General features: G+C 71.6%; 12 protein-coding genes and 1 pseudogene. 6 read left to right on the forward strand and 7 right to left on the reverse strand.

Annotated elements, in window-relative coordinates; translation table 11 throughout:
• Positions 1-19: 19 nt before the first annotated feature.
• Positions 20-445 (reverse strand): hypothetical protein, encoded by a 426-nt coding sequence (locus ACIA8K_RS28380; protein ID WP_396064553.1) that lies wholly within the window; start codon positions 443-445, stop codon positions 20-22.
• A gap of 294 nt (positions 446-739) precedes the next feature.
• On the opposite strand from ACIA8K_RS28380, the gene ACIA8K_RS28385 reads away from it, so the two are divergent.
• The 4 genes from ACIA8K_RS28385 to ACIA8K_RS28400 all read left to right on the forward strand — a co-directional run bounded on the left by ACIA8K_RS28385 (position 740) and on the right by ACIA8K_RS28400 (position 3,207).
• Complete coding sequence (locus tag ACIA8K_RS28385; protein WP_396064556.1) at positions 740-1,486, forward strand: sigma-70 family RNA polymerase sigma factor; 747 nt, start codon at positions 740-742, stop codon at positions 1,484-1,486.
• Between the two features lie 13 nt (positions 1,487-1,499).
• Positions 1,500-1,973 (forward strand): GtrA family protein, encoded by a 474-nt coding sequence (locus ACIA8K_RS28390; RefSeq protein WP_396064559.1) that lies wholly within the window; start codon positions 1,500-1,502, stop codon positions 1,971-1,973.
• A 70-nt stretch (positions 1,974-2,043) separates the two neighbouring features.
• Positions 2,044-2,706: a GtrA family protein gene (locus ACIA8K_RS28395; RefSeq protein WP_396064561.1), complete on the forward strand. Its 663-nt coding sequence runs from the start codon at positions 2,044-2,046 to the stop codon at positions 2,704-2,706.
• Between the two features lie 9 nt (positions 2,707-2,715).
• Entirely contained in the window at positions 2,716-3,207 is a 492-nt protein-coding gene (locus ACIA8K_RS28400; protein ID WP_396064563.1) for a MaoC/PaaZ C-terminal domain-containing protein, read from the forward strand.
• On the opposite strand, the gene ACIA8K_RS28405 is transcribed toward ACIA8K_RS28400, so the two are convergent.
• The 3 genes from ACIA8K_RS28405 to ACIA8K_RS28415 all read right to left on the reverse strand — a co-directional run bounded on the left by ACIA8K_RS28405 (position 3,204) and on the right by ACIA8K_RS28415 (position 8,583).
• Positions 3,204-3,767 (reverse strand): PH domain-containing protein, encoded by a 564-nt coding sequence (locus tag ACIA8K_RS28405; protein ID WP_396064565.1) that lies wholly within the window; start codon positions 3,765-3,767, stop codon positions 3,204-3,206. The genes ACIA8K_RS28400 and ACIA8K_RS28405 overlap by 4 nt on opposite strands.
• Positions 3,768-3,846: 79 nt before the next feature.
• A complete protein-coding gene (locus tag ACIA8K_RS28410; protein ID WP_396064567.1) occupies positions 3,847-4,725 on the reverse strand; it encodes a biotin--[acetyl-CoA-carboxylase] ligase in 879 nt (292 codons plus the stop codon).
• A gap of 351 nt (positions 4,726-5,076) precedes the next feature.
• Positions 5,077-8,583, reverse strand: coding sequence for a hypothetical protein (locus ACIA8K_RS28415; RefSeq protein WP_396064569.1), 3,507 nt, complete (start codon positions 8,581-8,583; stop codon positions 5,077-5,079).
• Positions 8,584-8,703: 120 nt separating this feature from the next.
• Here ACIA8K_RS28415 and ACIA8K_RS28420 point away from each other — a divergent pair, with 120 nt between their 5' ends.
• On the forward strand, positions 8,704-10,269 hold the full coding sequence (locus tag ACIA8K_RS28420; protein ID WP_396064571.1) for an acyl-CoA carboxylase subunit beta: 1,566 nt from the start codon (positions 8,704-8,706) through the stop codon (positions 10,267-10,269).
• A 232-nt stretch (positions 10,270-10,501) separates the two neighbouring features.
• Here ACIA8K_RS28420 and ACIA8K_RS28425 read toward each other — a convergent pair whose 3' ends face one another.
• Complete coding sequence (locus ACIA8K_RS28425; RefSeq protein WP_396064573.1) at positions 10,502-11,239, reverse strand: M50 family metallopeptidase; 738 nt, start codon at positions 11,237-11,239, stop codon at positions 10,502-10,504.
• 199 nt (positions 11,240-11,438) lie between these two features.
• Between ACIA8K_RS28425 and ACIA8K_RS28430 the strand changes: the two genes are divergently transcribed.
• Positions 11,439-11,840: a hypothetical protein gene (locus ACIA8K_RS28430; protein WP_396064575.1), complete on the forward strand. Its 402-nt coding sequence runs from the start codon at positions 11,439-11,441 to the stop codon at positions 11,838-11,840.
• Positions 11,841-11,909: 69 nt separating this feature from the next.
• On the opposite strand, the gene ACIA8K_RS28435 is transcribed toward ACIA8K_RS28430, so the two are convergent.
• Entirely contained in the window at positions 11,910-12,131 is a 222-nt protein-coding gene (locus ACIA8K_RS28435; RefSeq protein ID WP_396064577.1) for a hypothetical protein, read from the reverse strand.
• 2,083 nt (positions 12,132-14,214) lie between these two features.
• Positions 14,215-15,028: pseudogene (locus ACIA8K_RS28440) on the reverse strand (serine/threonine-protein kinase); the annotation flags it as partial.
• Positions 15,029-15,122 lie beyond the last annotated feature (94 nt).

The raw sequence follows: 15,122 nt of genomic DNA on the forward strand, positions 1-15,122 counted from the left end.
CGCCAGGGCTGGTCGCCCATCAGACAGGCGTTAGGCGCTTTACATCCCTATTTGAGGGCTTCGGAAACGTCACAATCCGGTCACACGGGGGAGGTCCGGGAAGCCGGGCGCGCCTCGCGCGGCGGACGTACTCCGCGTCCGTCCCCATCGCCCGGAGGACCGCGGAACCCATGCGCGTGATGATGCGCATGGAGGCCACGACGTACGCGCTGTCCGTGATGTCGACAGCGAATTTGGGATCCTCAGCGTCCAAGGGACCCATCCAAAAAGGGATCACGTACATGGCACGACCACGCATACGGCCGCGGTACAGCTCCTGTTTCATCTCGTCCGGCTCCACCCAGGCAAGCAGTGCGGGGTGCCTGGTGACGGTGGGGGCTGACATCACGAATCTCCTCAGGTCGACGCCGGCCGCTCGCGTGACGGCGGACCGGGCGTAGAACACGCCCGCGGCCGGTCACGGGAGTTCTCCTCAGCGCAAGGCGAATATCACTTCACTTCACGGTCAAGAAGTGCACAAACGGCGGCGCAGCTGCACATTCACGGTCATTTCTCCGGTGGTACGTGCAGTACTGCGCAAGAAGTTCCGGGGAGCGGTCCGGGTCTGCACAATCCGGACTTTTTGCCATAAGCTCGGTGTCATCCGACATCCCAGGCGTACCTCCCCAACCCCGTCTTCAGGAGGCAAGCAATGGGCACTGATCACTCGTCTGTCTCACCCGCGGCGGCGGAGCCCCCGTTGGACATCGAATCGGCGGTGGAGGACGCGGCCCTGCTCGATGCGGTCCGCGCCGGCGACCCCGACGCCTACGGCACACTCTGGGAACGACACTCCGACGCCGCGCGCGGGCTGGCCCGCACGCTTGTCCGCGACCCCGCGGACGTCGACGACCTGGTCGCCGAGACGTTCGCCAAGGTGCTGGAGAAGCTCCGCGCCGGCCAGGGCCCCCAGCTCGCGTTCCGCGCCTACCTGAGCACCACCCTCCGGCACGTCTGCTACCACCGCACGCGCCGCGACCGGCGGTTGCAGTTCACCGACGACCTCACGCGGTACGACGTCAGCGAACCCTTCCCCGACCCCACGCTCGCCGCACTTGAGCAGTCCTACGCGGCCCGCGCGTTCCGCAAGCTCCCCGCACGCTGGCGGGAGGTGCTGTGGCGGACCGAGGTGGAGGGCGCCACGCCCAGCCAGGTCGCACCGCTGCTCGGCCTCACGCCGAACGCGGCCGCGGTCCTCGCCCACCGGGCCCGCGAGGGCCTGCGCCAGGGATACCTGCGCGAGCACCTGGCCGGGGTGGCGTCCGCGGACTGCCGGTGGACGAGCGACCGGCTCGGCGGATATCTGCGCGCCCGGCTGTCCACCCGGGAACGGACCAAGGTCGGGCACCACCTGGCCCGCTGCCGGCCGTGCGCGTTGCGAGTGGGCGAGTTGAGCGAGGTCAACGGCGGACGGTGCCGGGTGCGGGTCCTCCACGCCCGGGCGTGACTACGCTGTCCGGATGCTCTGGGAGAGATTCGGCCACCTCGTCCGGGAGATCGGCAAGTTCGGTGTGGTGGGTGGCGCCGCCTTCATCGTCGACTTCGCCATCTACGCGTTCTGCCTGCAGGGCCTCGGCATCGAGACGCTGACGGCCAAGACGATCGCCGCGTCCGTCGCCGCGACGCTCGCGTTCTTCGGCAACCGCTTCTGGACCTGGCGGCACCGGGAGCGGTCCGGACTGGTCCGCGAGTACGGCCTCTACTTCTTCTTCAATCTGGTCGGAATTGGTGTGGCGCTCGGCACACTCGCGCTGACCCACTACGGACTCGGCTCGGTGTGGCCGGTTTTCCGCACCGAGGCCGCCGACTACCTTTCTGCGCAGTTCCTGGGTACGGCGCTGGGGACACTGGTGCGGTTCTGGTCCTATCGGACGTTCGTCTTCCCCGTCGCGCCACCACGGCCCGTACCTGCAGAAAGTACGGACAGTGACTAAAGGCACCGCAATCAAACTGCTACCGCCCGGTCCCAGGTTCACGACCTACAACCTGTCGTAAGGTGGCCGAATGCGTCTTCTCCGTCTGCTGCCGGAACGGTGGCAGAAGCTGTTCCGTGAAGCGGCCAAGTTCGGCATCGTCGGCGGCGCCAACTTCGCCATCAACTTCGCCATCTTCAACGGCCTGATCCTCACCGTGATGCCCGGCGGGCAGCTGAAGGCGAACGTCATCGCGACGGTGATCGCGACCACGACGTCGTACCTGATGAACCGGCACTGGACCTACCGCGACCGGCCGAAGTCGAGCATGCGCCGCGAGTACGTGCTGTTCTTCTTCTTCAACGGCATCGGCCTCGGCATCGAGCTCGGCGTGCTGGCCGGCTTCAAGTACGGCCTCGGCCTGGAGACCCTGCTCGCCCTGAACATCGCCAAGTTCGGCGGCCAGGTGCTCGGCACGATATTCCGGTTCTGGTCGTACCGGACGTTCGTCTTCCGCAAGGTGCCGGCCGGCAAGGTCGACCACATGCACATCGACAACGTCGACCCGCACGCGATGGCGAACCTGGACCTCACCGCCGAGCTGGCCGAGCACACCACGCACGAGCACCCGATCGTCGTGGTGGACGAGACCGGCGAGGACCCCGACAAAAGCCCAAATGGCGTGACCGCGGTCGCCCCCCAGCAGCGGACCGCGGATAACTCCCCCACCGTTGTGCCCAACCCGACGCACTGATCCACGCCGGTGATCCTGTCCGGCACGGGTGAGCCCGCGGACGTGTTCTTCGAGGACCTCACCCCGGGGCTCGTGTTCGACCTCGGGGTGACGGCCGTCGACGAGATCGAGATGGTCACGTTCGCGGAGCGGTTCGACCCGCAGTGGTACCACGTCGACGGGGACCTGGCCGCCCGGAGCCCGTACGGCGGGTTGATCGCGAGCGGCTGGTTCACCGCAAGCCTGTTCATGCGCGCGTACGTCGAGCACGTGCTCCAGCGCGCGGCCGCGGACGCCTCACCCGGGATCGAGGAGCTGCGCTGGCTCGCCCCGGTGCGCGGCGGAGATCAACTCGGCACGCGGCTGGAAGTGCTCACCCGCAAGCCCTCCACCGCCCGCCCCGGACTGGGCACCGTCACGCTCGAAGGGACCATGAGCCGCCTCGACGGCGCCGGGTACCCGGAGGAGGATGTGCTCCGCCTCCGGTTCCGCGGCTGGTTCCGGCTGCGATCCGGGGCCTAGACGGCCGGCTTCGGGCCGTTCGCGTCCTTGAGCGCCTCGCGCAGCTCGTCGTCGCCGAGGCTGTGCTTGTCCCGGTCCGCCTCGACCAGCTCGTACAGCTTCGTCTGCACCTGCTCGATCTGCGGAATGTCGGTCAACACCGACTGCCCCCGCTCACCCGCCGACTCGATCGTCAGCGTGCCGGCGCCGAGCAGACGCTCGAAGAACCGCTGCGTCATCGAGTGGTCGTTCACCCGGGACAGCGGGATGTCCCGCCGGTCACGGTTCAGCACGCCCTTCTGCAGCAGCACCCGCTCGTTCGTGAACAGGTAGTGCGTGGTCCGCCAGACCAGGAACGGCCACAGCGCCAGCCACCCGGCCAGCAGAATCGCCGCCACCACGATCGCCAGCTGACCGACAAGCCAGCCCTCGGGCAGAAGGAAACTCGCCCCGACCGCCGCGACCGCGAGCACGGTGACGAACACCGGCCCGATCAGCGCCTTCCAATGCGGGTGCAGGTGCAACACGACGTGCTCGTCACTTGTGAGCACGTCCTCCGGAAAGGCCACTGGAACCTCCATGCTTGCGTTTTGGCCAGCAACCTAGCGCGTCCGTGCCAGCTCACGGACGCAGGGTCATCATTACCCGGGGGTACGGGTGTCAGCGCAGGTGAACGACGTCTCCCGCGGCCAGCGGCCGATCCCCGCCCGGCGTCCTGACCAGCAGCCGCGCGTCATCGTCCACACCGGTCACGAAGCCCGACACCTCGGCGCCGTCCGGAAGCAGCACCCGCACCCGGCGGCCGATCGTGCCGCAACTCTCCCGGTAGGCCGCCCGCAGCCCGCTCGCCTCCGGGTCGCCGGTCGTGTCCCGCCATCGGGCGTACCAGTCCGCGAGGCTCCGCAGAAACGCCTTGAGCAGCGAATCCCGGTCCGCGTCCGGCGCGCCGGCCAACACCAGCGAGGTGGCCGGCGGCCCGGTCGGCCGGTCCGGCAACTCGTTCTCCCGCAGGCTCACGTTCAGCCCCACGCCGACCACGACCGCGCCGGACACCCCCTCGGCCAGGATGCCCGCGGTCTTCCCCTCGTCCTCGCCGACCGGGACCAGCAGGTCGTTCGGCCACTTAAGCGAGGTCTCCAGGCCGGTCACCCGGCGCACGCTCTCGTTCAGCGCCACGCCTGTCAACAGCGGCAGCCAGCCGTACGCGGTGGCCGGGACAGCGGCCCAGCCACGTGCCTCGTCCGGCGTACCGGGCCGCAGCAGCACGCTCAACGACAAGCCCGCCCGAGCCGGTGACTCCCAGGTGCGGCCCAGCCGTCCCCGGCCGGCGACCTGCCGCTCCGCCACGATGACCAGCCCCTCCGGCTCGCCGTCCCGGGCCGCGGCGGTCACGTCCGCGTTCGTGGAGCCGGTCTCCGCCGTGATCTCCAGCCGCCGCCACAACGCGCCCGGGACGAGCAGGGCGCGACGCAGGTTCCGCTCGTTCAACGGCGGGCGACCCAGATCCGAGTACGGGCCCCCGGGCCCAGGCAACGACATCCGCCCAGCCTACGACCCGCGCTGTCCCGGTCCGCGGCGCCGGCGCCCTGCCGGGCACGCGGGACGGCGCCTGCCGGGCACACGGGCCGATGCCTGCCTGGCCACACGGGACGATGCCCGCCTGGCACGCCGGCCGGTGCCTGCCGGGCACGCCTGCCGGTGCCTGCCGGATGTCCGGGCACGCCGGCCGGTGCCTGCCGGATGTCAGGGTAGGAAGGGCGGCGGCGGAGGCGCTTACCGCCAGCTCGGGCAGCGACGCCCGCGGCGCCGGGGATCCGGCGGGAAGACCACACGCGGCCTGGTCCCAGGGCTCGGACCCGGGACCAGGCCGCGTGGCTGGAGGTGGTGCGCTCAGCCGGCCGCGTGGCGACTGGAGTAGATCGTCGAGCGCGGGGTCGGCGCGGGCGGGTCCTGCCGGGCCGCGGCCACCGCGGCGGCGGCCGGGCGGGGCAGGCTCAGCGAGACGGCGGGCCGGATCTGCATGTCGCGCGGGCGGGTGTCCCGGGAACCGGAACGCTCGGCGAGCGCGGCGATCCGCGCCAGTTCGGCGAGGTCACCGAGGTTCGCGAAGCCCTTGCGGCCGGCCCGGCTGGGCATGGCGGCCGGTACCTCCGCGGGCGGTGCGGCGGGGGCGCCGACGCGGCGGAGGGCGGGCTGCGGGGCGCGGGTTCCGGGCTGCTGCCCGCCGCCGGTGCGGGCGAGGCCTTGCTGCTCGGCGCGAGGCATGCCGCTGTTGGTGGGGCGCATGCCGAACCCCTCGCCGTCGCGCGCGCCGGCCTGCCCCGGAACCTGACCGCGGTTGCCGCCAGCGCCCGGCCGGCCGGGCGGGCTGCTCTGGCCCGCCATGTCGATCTGGCCCGCCATACCGCCCTGGCCAGCCATGCCGCCCTGGCCAGCCATGCCGCCCCGGCCAGCCGGACCGCTCTGAGCTGTTACCCCGCTCTGAACTGCCGCGCCGTTCTGGACCGTGGAGCTGTCCCAGCCGTCTGGGCCACCCCAGCCGGCCGGGCCGTTCCACGCTGTTCTGCCGTCGCGGCCCATGGTGGCGCCGTTCCCGGCGGTACCGCGCGTGTTCTGGTCGCGACCGGCGGGAAGAGCCCGGCTCGGCGTGAGGTCGTAACCGGCCACCGGAATCGGGCGGGCCGGGACTGCCGTGCGGCCGTAGACGTCATCAGCCGCTGCCGCGCCCCGGTCCTGAACGGCTGGGAAGTCCTGGCGGACCGCGAACTCGCGCCCCGCCGACGACCGGTGGTCCGCGGTGACGTCGGCGTTCATCGTGTCCCGGACCGCCGGACGTTCCTGACCCGCCGCGTATCCCCGGTCGGCCGCAAACTCCCGGTCAGCCGAGAACTCCCGGTCAGCCGGAAACTCCCGGGCCGCAGCGGGCCGGCCCGGCACGAAGTCTGGCACCGCGCTACCGGCGTTCGCCGTGTTCTCCGCAGCCCTCCGGTCCGAGGCCGCCGCGAATCCCGGGAAGGTCGAGGAGCCGTCCCACGCCATGCCGGCGTTCGCCGAACCCGGAGCCCGCTCCTCTCCGGTCAGGAATGCACGGCCGGCCGCGGACTCCGCGGGTGTGGTGAACCGGCGGCTCGCCACGGCATCGGCGTTTCCGGCCTCCCGGACCACGGCCCGTTCTTGGTCGACCTCGGTCCGGACCGCGGCCCGGTCCTGGCCGGGCTCGGCCGGGAAGGCCCGGCTCGGCGTCGACTCACCTGCCGTCGCGAACCGCTGCTCGGCCGCGCTGCCGATCCGGTCGTCGCGCGAGGTCAGGCTCCGGTCTGCGGTCAGGTAGCCGCGCTGCGCCGGTTGCTCCATGACCGCAGCCGCGCTCATCGACCGCGAATCCGGCGCGAACGCGGTGGCCGTGCCGTAACGCGAGTCCGGGGTGAAGGCGGTGGCGCCGCCGGAGCCAGGGGTGTCCCGGCCACCGCGCGGGTCAGGCGTGGTCGCGGCATCGTGTCCGGTGTGGACGAGGCCGGGGGCGCTCCGCCGTCCAGCGTCCGCGAAGTCGGGGCTGGTCCACCGGCTCGGGTCCGCGAATCCGTCGCTGCTCCGCCGGACCGCGTCGGGGCCGGTCCACCGGTCCGGGTCCGCAACATCGGGGCCGTTCCGGCGGCCCGCATCCACGAGGCCGGAGCCGTTCCACCGGGCTGCATCCGCGAAGTCGTTGTGGTCATGGGCGGGGTCGAACCCGCCCGCCGCCCGGCGTCCGTCGTCCGCACGGGTTTCCGGCGAGTCCCAGGCCCCGCGGAACGAGGGGGCCCGCACCGCGGTGACCGCGTCCGCGCTACCGGAGCCTTCCGCACCACGCCGCCACTGATCACCGGTGTTCTCGCTGTGCTCCCGCACGCCGCCGTCGTCGCCGCGGGGCTGGAGGCCGTAGTCGGCGTAACCGCCCGGACCGTGGCCCTCGCCCGGAGCCTCGCGGTAGCCGGCCACCGCATCACCGCGCAAGCCGGACCCGTCACCGCGCACTCCGGACCCGTCGCCACGCACTCCGGGCCCGTCGCCACGCAAGCCGGGGCCGTCGCCGCCCGCGCCGGGCCCCTCGCCGCGCGGGTCTGGGGCGTTGCCGCGCATCCCAGGTGTGTCGTCGCCGTAAGGGCTGCTGCTACCCGGCGTCGTGTTGCCCTGCGGGGCGGGGTCGTAGCCGCCACGGCCCTGCGGCGTGCCGCCGTGCGCATAGTCCCGGGCGTTCTCGTCGCGGTAGGGCTCGCCCGCCCGTCCATAGCGGCCGGTCGCGGGGTCGTCCACTCCGTCGCGGGGGGCGGACCAGCCGCGACGGGGCGCGTCGTCGTAGCCGTGGTCGTCCGCGGCAGTGTCCTCCGGCCCCGCGTCCTCCTCCGGCCCGTAGCCGCGTGGGGAGACGCCGTATCCGTCGGCGAAGGGGCGGTCGGTCTCGTAGGCCACCGGTTCCGGCGTGCCGGCCGGCCAGCCCGCCCTGGTCGCGGCGGCCCGGTCCGCAGTCGGCGCCGGGTATCCGCCAGCCGCGTCGTACCCGCGATATTGGTCCTGGTCGGTGGGGTGTGCGCCCGGCAGAGCGGCGGCGAACGCGCCGGAGTCGTCGCGGCCGGCGTCCGGCCAGTAGGAGAGGGTGGCCGCGTCGGGGGCGGGACGCGGCGAGGGGCGCGGGCGACGCGGCGGCTGGTCGCCGGCCTCGACCCGCCGGGGCACGCGCAGGTCCGAGGGCGGCACCGGCGGTGCGGGCACGGCCGGAAGCGCGGGCCGGGCGGTGGGTACGCCGGGACGCGGCGCGGTGCCGGTGGGCTCGGGCCCGTAGCCGGCGGCCGCGTAGGAACCGGGTCCGTAGCTGCCGGCGTCCGGGTAGGGGCGCTGCTCGCGCTCTCCCCAGCGGCCGTCGACGGAACCGGTGGCGGGCTCGAAATCCGAGGGAGTCGTCAGCGGGGGCTCCGGGGTGGCGGGCGGCGGCGTCTCGTCGTACCGCTGCTGGTTTCGGGTGGATGTTCTCGGCCGGGAGGCCGTGTGCCGGCCCTGGGGACGGCGCCCGATGGCCGGGAGGAGCTGGGTGAGCTCGGAGACCACCGGGATGAGGATTGTGGGTGCGGTGATGCGGCGCCGTTGTTCGGCGCGGGGGTGGTTGACGTCGCCACCACGGCGGCGCGGTGGGGTGTTCGCGCGGCGGGCGGCTTCGGCGGCGGCGAGGTGCGGCAGCTCACGGGCCGGGATCTGCGCGGCGCGGCGGGCCAGCTCGATGCGCTCGTCATCGCTTAGTGAGCCGAGGGAGTCGTCGAGCTCGGCGCGACGGCGGGAGGCGCCGGTCGCGGCGCGGATTGCCAGGCTGAGCGCGATGAGAGCGGCGAGGCCGCCGGCGATGAGGGCGACGCCGTCATACGTCACCGCGGGGTCCCTATCGTCACGCCACATGTAACGAAATGGGCGATGTCGGCGGTACGCCCCCAAACGATTGAGCGGGTTTCGGCTCCACACCTCATTCCCTTTGGTCATACGATCCGTGGTGTGACCGATACCGACGTCAATCCGCACACCACCGCGGGCCGGCTGGCCGACCTGGATCGGCGCCTCGACGAGACCGTGCACGCGGGCTCGGCGCGCGCGGTCGAGAAGCAACATGCACGCGGCAAGAAGACGGCCCGCGAACGGATCGCGCTGCTGCTGGACGAGGGTTCGTTCGTGGAGCTGGACGCGCTGGCCCGGCATCGTTCGACGAACTTCGGCCAGCAGGAGAATCGGCCGTACGGCGACGGCGTGGTCACCGGCTACGGCACGGTCGACGGCCGCCAGGTGTGCGTGTTCGCGCAGGACTTCACGGTCTTCGGCGGCTCGCTCGGCGAGGTGTTCGGCGAGAAGATCGTCAAGGTGATGGATCTGGCGATGAAGACCGGCTGCCCGGTGATCGGCATCAACGACTCCGGCGGCGCACGCATCCAGGAGGGTGTGGTCAGCCTCGGCCTGTACGGCGAGATCTTCTTCAAGAACGTGCGCGCGTCAGGTGTGATCCCGCAGATCTCGCTCGTGATGGGCCCGTGCGCGGGAGGCGCCGTCTACTCCCCCGCGGTCACCGACTTCACAGTGATGGTCGACAAGACCTCGCACATGTTCATCACCGGGCCGGACGTGATCAAGACGGTGACCGGTGAGGACGTCGGCATGGAGGAGTTGGGCGGCGCGCGGGCGCACAACACGAAGAGCGGCAACGCGCATTATCTGGCGTCCGACGAAGAGGACGCGATCGACTATGTGAAGGCGCTGCTCTCCTATCTGCCGTCCAATAATATGGACAATCCGCCCATTTTTGACACCACAGTCGACTTCGGCGGCGACGACGATCTCGACTCACTGATCCCCGACTCGGCGAATCAGCCCTATGACATGCGCGAGGTCGTCGAGCGCCTGGTCGATGACTTCCTTGAGGTGCAGCCGCTCTACGCGCAGAACATCGTGGTCGGCTTCGGCCGGGTCGAGGGCCGCCCGGTCGGCGTGGTGGCGAACCAGCCGATGCACCTGGCCGGCTGCCTCGACATCGCGGCGTCGGAGAAGGCAGCCCGGTTCGTCCGCACCTGCGACGCGTTCAACGTGCCGGTGCTCACGCTCGTGGACGTGCCCGGCTTCCTGCCCGGCACCGGCCAGGAGTGGGACGGGATCATCAGGCGCGGCGCGAAGCTGCTCTACGCGTACGCGGAGGCCACCGTGCCGAAGCTGACCGTGATCACGCGCAAGGCGTACGGCGGCGCCTACGACGTGATGGGCTCCAAGCACCTGGGCGCGGACCTCAACCTGGCGTGGCCGTCCGCACAGATCGCGGTGATGGGCGCACAGGGCGCGGTCAACATCCTCTACCGGTCCGAGCTGGCCGACGCGGACGATCCGGCGGCGCTGCGCGCGGAGCTGGTCGCCGACTACGAGGACACGTTTGCGAATCCGTACGTGGCGGCCGAGCGCGGCTATGTGGACGCGGTGATCAGACCGTCCGAGACGCGCGCGCACCTGATCCGCGGGCTGCGCGCGCTGCGGACCAAACGCGAGACGCTGCCGCCGAAGAAGCACGGCAACATCCCGCTGTAGAAGCTCCTTCGGGCCCGCCACCGCCGGGCCCGAAGGTAGTTCAGGGTGCCGGCGCCACGCCCGCTGCTAGGCGCTGTATCGACGTGGGGGTCGGAGCGAGGCGCGGTCCAGGGGTCGCCTGGGTGCGCGGCGCGGACGCCCTCATACCGGTGTTGTATGTGGGTGTTTGCGACGTGCGGCCAGGCGGCGCCTGGGCCTCGCCGCAGCCCGGCATCCCACTTCGATACAGCGCCTAGTTCAGGGGGATGGCGGGAAGATAGGCACCGGCCAGGAGCAGTACGCCGCCGACAAGCGCCGCCAGGTTCACCGCCAGGAACACGCCGACCCAGAAGATGGCCGGGACGCCGCTGATGCCGTGCAGCTGGTCCGCGTCCGACTGCGGCATCCGGCCCCACTTGCGCATCGACTGCAGCTCGAAGACCGGGCGCACGCCGCCGATCAGCAGGAACCAGACGCCTGTGTACGCGAACGCGGCCTGGACCTCCGGCTCCGCGTACCAGGACACGCCGAACACGACCGCGCCGGTGATCAGGATCGAGACGATGCCGTACACGTTGCGGATCATGATCAGCATCGCCAGCAGCAGCGCGACCGTGATCCAGAGCAGCAGCGTGATCCGGTTCCCGCCGAGCAGCCAGGCGCCGAGCAGACCCACAAGCGACGGCGCCACATAGCCCGCGAGCAGCGTGAACGTCATGCCCGGCCCGGTCGGGCGGCCCGCCGAGAGCGTCAGCCCGGACGTGTCCGAGTGCAGTTTGATTCCGGTCAGCCGGCGGCCGGTGAGCACGGCCGCGAGCGCGTGCCCGCCCTCGTGCGCGATGGTGATCGCGTTGCGCCCCACCCGCCAGGTGACGCGCACCAGCACCACGGCCAGGGCGAGCGCGGCGGTGATTGACACGAGCAGGAATGGCGGGTCCGGCTGCGCTCCGAAGAGCTGGTCCCCGAGGTCGGTCAGGCTGTCGATCGGCACAGCTCGCGAGCCTAGCTCAGACAACCCCGTGCTTCGCCTGAAGAAGGTGCGGACTTCTCGCGTACCCACCGAATGTTCTTCGTTCTTCTCAACGACGCGAGTGCAGACGGCATAGTCGGGCCTGGCGGGTGTCACCGGTTGCCACGCGGAACCGCGCTGACGCTCACACAATGTCAACACCCACGGGGGAATCGAAATCATGCGTAACACCAAGCTTCGCCGCCTCGCCGTGATGGCGGCCGGGTCCGTTCTGTTCACCGGTTTCGCAATCGGCACCGCCACCGCCGCGACCGCGGGGGGCCACGGGCACGGACACCACGGCAGCGGGCACGGCCAGGCGCACGCCGGCTCCTACTCGCAGTCCTCCGACGACGAGGACAAGCTCAAGTGGCTCGTCGCGAAGTGGCTCTGGGCGCACGACTACGAGTGCAGCGACGACAACGTGGACGCGCTCGCGAACGCGCTCGACGACAACGACAGCAACGATGACTGGGACCACGACGGCTGGAGCAACGACAGCGACGCCGATCTGGACCTCGACCTGGACCTGGAGCTCTCGCTGAGCCTGGACCTGGGCCTGGACCTCGGCATCGGCAGCTGACACACACCGACGCGAACGGCGACAGCGGGACCTCGGTCCGGCTGTCGCCGTTTCAGTGTCTCGGGTCGGTCAGGCCTGACGGCGTGCGCCGACGGGCACGACTGTGCGCGCCCGCTGCGGCACCGCGCGGTGCAGCAGGAACCATGACCCGACCGCGGCCACGGAAACAATGACGATCGCTGAGAGCGCGATGAGCAATGCGGTGCTCGCACTCGCCACTGTCAGAACAGTGGCGGCGATCGTCCACATCGCGACTGCGGTTCGGGTGCAGTGCCGCTTGTAGTAGCCCACGTCGTCCTCCTCTCTCCGTGCGATGCAGATACCCGCCAGGTGGCAGATCTACGCATGCAGAATGCGAGAAGTCAGTCCTTCGTCGGCTTGAACAGCGCCACGATCAGGTTGAACTGCGCGAGATTCTCTTCCCACACGTTGTCCGGCGTACCCCAGTAGATCTGGTAGCCGAGGTCCTTCGTCGTGACAAAGTTCCTGATCAGCACGTGGTTGCGGTAGTTGCCCTCGGGCCCGTAGGCGAACTCCCAGTCCGCCCCGCTATCGAAGTAGTCGACCTTCTCGAGCCGGAGCAGGCTGTACTGCTCCCACTCCCCGCGGCGCGACTGCTCCGCCTGGGTGATCGCCGCCTTCGCGTCCTGCCCGGGGTTGCTGAGCGCGGTGATCAGCATCAGCCGCCCGCCGCCGTCGTTCTCCCGGAACTCGACGTGGGTCCCGCCGTCGAACACCGACCAGTCGTCCTGCACCGGCACGGTCCAGCCCGCCGAACTGGTGTACGTGTGCCAGCCGGCCGGCATGGTCAGCGCCGGCACACCCGGGCCCGGCGTGCCGCTCGGGCGCGGCAGCGGCGCGCTGCTCGGCGAGGCGGACTGCGACGGCGTCGGGCCGGGCGCCGCCTGCTCGTTCCCGTCGTCGCCGAGCAGCCTTGGCACGATCAGGAATGCGGCCACGACCACAGCGATCACCAGCAGCGCCACCAGCCATATGCGCGGGTCCGACGCGCCCTTCGACCTCGGCTTGGGCGTGTCGTAGTCGTCGTACCCACCGCTGGCCGCCGGCGCGACCACCTGGGTGCGGTCCTCGTAGTCGTCCTCACGCGGCGCGGACCTGGCGAACCGGGCCAGCGGCGCGCCAAGCGCCTTGCGTCCACCGGGCTTCGCGGCCCGGTTGCCCGGGGTCTGCGGCACCACCGCGGTGGCGTCGGACTCGTCGGGGGACGTGCGCGCCCACGCGTCGCGCGCCCAGTCGCTGCCGTCGAGCTTCTCAGAGCCATCAGAGGCATCGGGGGTACGGGTGGCGCCCGCGACCGGGGTGGCCGGGGCGATCACAGTGGTGCCGTCGATGTCCTCGCCGGAGGAGTCGGCCTCCTGGGCCGCCGGCGTCTCGACGTCGCCGGTCTCGGCCGCGGCCTGCTCACCGCCGGTCGCCGCCTCGGGCTCCGCCGGGGTCTCGGCCTCGGCCGTCGCGCTCCGGACGACCGTGGTGGCATCGCCGTCGGTGGTGGCCGGGGCATCCGTGGTGGCCGGGGCGTCCGTGACGGTCTGGGCGTCCGCGTCGGTAGGCGTGTCCGGGGCGGGCCGGGGTGCCGGGGCGGGCTCGATGGCAGTGCCGGAGGTCACGGCGCCGAGGCCGCTGATCACCGGGAACGAACCGGTCGCGCCCGGACCCGTACCCGGAAGATTGGTCCTGGGGTTGTCCCTGGTGCCCGTGCTCGGGGAGGTGGCCGAGCCGGACGAGGCGACTCCGGCTGCACCCGGGTCGGCCGCGTCCGGCTCGGCGGAGCCCGGCTTGGAGGAGCCCGGCCTCGATGCGTCGGCGCCCGGGACAGCGGGCGGCACGACGGTGGTCTCGTCCGGCGAGGTCGCCCGAGGCGCACCACCGGATGTCATTGATTGTGAACCGCTGCCCGAAGCGTCGGCGCCCGGGGTTGCCGCAAGCGGCGTTCCCGCAGCTCCCGAGCCCTTCGGACGGCTCGGCGGCAGGTCGATGCGGGCGGTCGCGTCCCGGCCGCCGAGCAGGTGACCGCCGGTGATCCGGGTGGTGGTGTCCTGCTGCGGCGTCTCCGCGAGCGCGCGCGGGTCGATCCGCGTGGTCGCATCCCGGTCCGCGACGGGCGTGCCGTCCAGACGCGTCGCGTCAAGCGGCTTCTTCTTCTCCGCCTTGTTCTCCGCCGCGGCGGCACGGCCCTTGGAGAAGATCGGCGGGTGCGAGCCGGTCGCGGGCGCGATCGAGGTCCGCTGGCCTGGCGTCAGCGGCGGGCGTGGCGCGGGCACGGCCGGCGTCGACTGGGTGTCCGACTGACGGGTGCCGGGTGCGCCGGGCACCCGGCGTGGCGTCTGCCACAGGTTCAGCGGGGCGCGCGACTTCCGGCCGGCGGCGCGCATCAGCATCCGCTCGGCCTCCTCGGCCGAGAGACGCTCAGTCGGGTCCTTGCGCAACAGGCCGGTCAGCACCGGGCGCAGCGGCCCGGCGTTGCGTGCGGCAGGCGGCGGCTCGGTGGCGAGCGCGGCGAGCGTGCCGATCGCGGACGGGCGCGCGTACGGCGACTGGCCCTCCACGGCGGCGTAGAGCGTGGCGCCGAGCGACCAGAGGTCCGCCTGCGGGCCTGCAGTCCCGTCCCGGGCGCGCTCCGGCGCGATGTAGGCCGGAGAGCCCAGCACCAGGCCGGTACGCGTCACGTTCGGATCACCGGGCACGGTGGCAAGGCCGAAGTCGGTGAGCACGACCCGGCCGTCCTCGCCGATCAGCACGTTGCCCGGCTTCACGTCCCGGTGCACGACCCCGGCGCGGTGCGCGGCGCGGAGCGCGTTGAGCATCCCCAGCCCTATCTCGATGCCGCGCGTGGGCGGCACCGGACCGGCCGAGGAGAGAATGTCCTGGAGCGAGCTGGACGCCACGTACTCCATGACGATCCAGGGGTCACCGTCCGTACGCAGCACGTCGAAGACGCGCACGACGTTGATGTTGTTGAGCCGGGCGATCGCGCGGGCCTCCCGCAGGGAGCGCTCCCGCATCTCGCGGCGTTCATCCATGGTCAGACCGGGCGGCGGAACGAGTTCCTTGATCGCGACGTCCCGGTGCAGCACCTCGTCACGCGCCAGCCAGACCCGGCCCATGCCGCCCTGACCGAGCGGCCGGAGCAGCCGGTACCGGGAGGCGATAAGTTCGGGCTCAGACATCCAGAGGAACGTACCCGCACCGCCCCTCATCACACCAATTGACCCGCGTCGAGGAAGACGTACATCAGTTTGTTATCAAGGCATCTGGCCTTAG

Source organism: Catenuloplanes sp. NPDC051500, from assembly GCF_044454585.1.
In the GTDB taxonomy this organism is placed as follows: Bacteria; Actinomycetota; Actinomycetes; order Mycobacteriales; family Micromonosporaceae; genus Catenuloplanes.

Coding starts and splice junctions, on each gene's coding strand:
- ACIA8K_RS28430 (WP_396064575.1), top strand. CDS start 11,439: ATGCGTAACACCAAGCTTCGCCGCCTCGCCGTGATGGCGGCCGGGTCC.
- ACIA8K_RS28390 (WP_396064559.1), top strand. CDS start 1,500: ATGCTCTGGGAGAGATTCGGCCACCTCGTCCGGGAGATCGGCAAGTTC.
- ACIA8K_RS28395 (WP_396064561.1), top strand. CDS start 2,044: ATGCGTCTTCTCCGTCTGCTGCCGGAACGGTGGCAGAAGCTGTTCCGT.
- ACIA8K_RS28410 (WP_396064567.1), bottom strand. CDS start 4,725: ATGTCGTTGCCTGGGCCCGGGGGCCCGTACTCGGATCTGGGTCGCCCG.
- ACIA8K_RS28405 (WP_396064565.1), bottom strand. CDS start 3,767: ATGGAGGTTCCAGTGGCCTTTCCGGAGGACGTGCTCACAAGTGACGAG.